This is a genomic window from Flavobacterium sp. GNP008 (genome assembly GCF_056428965.1).
The window spans coordinates 1-217 of sequence record NZ_JBWJVL010000082.1 but is presented as its reverse complement, the minus strand read 5'-3'; the positions used below and the strand labels follow the sequence as shown (position 1 = coordinate 217).

Below are 217 nucleotides of genomic sequence, written 5' to 3'. Positions count from 1 at the left end.
GCCACCAGCAGCCCGGGCAGTTGGGTCAGGTCGCCGCGCACCGCATGGGGCAGGGCGCGGCAGGCTTCAAGTAAGTCAGGATCGATGTCGCCGGTGAGCAGCAGGGTGGCGAACACCGGTTGCCCGTCCAGGCCGATGGGTGAGTCGAGCAGGCCATCGGCGCCCACAATGCGCTGGCGCTCATGCCAGAGCAACTGGCCGTCGCGGCGGATATCCA

1 protein-coding gene is annotated in these 217 nt (G+C 68.7%); it reads right to left on the bottom strand.

The window, feature by feature from the left end; genetic code table 11:
* Nucleotides 1-217 (bottom strand): urease accessory protein UreD (locus AC0608_RS13980; protein WP_478289506.1); only part of this gene is annotated, 217 nt, incomplete at both ends.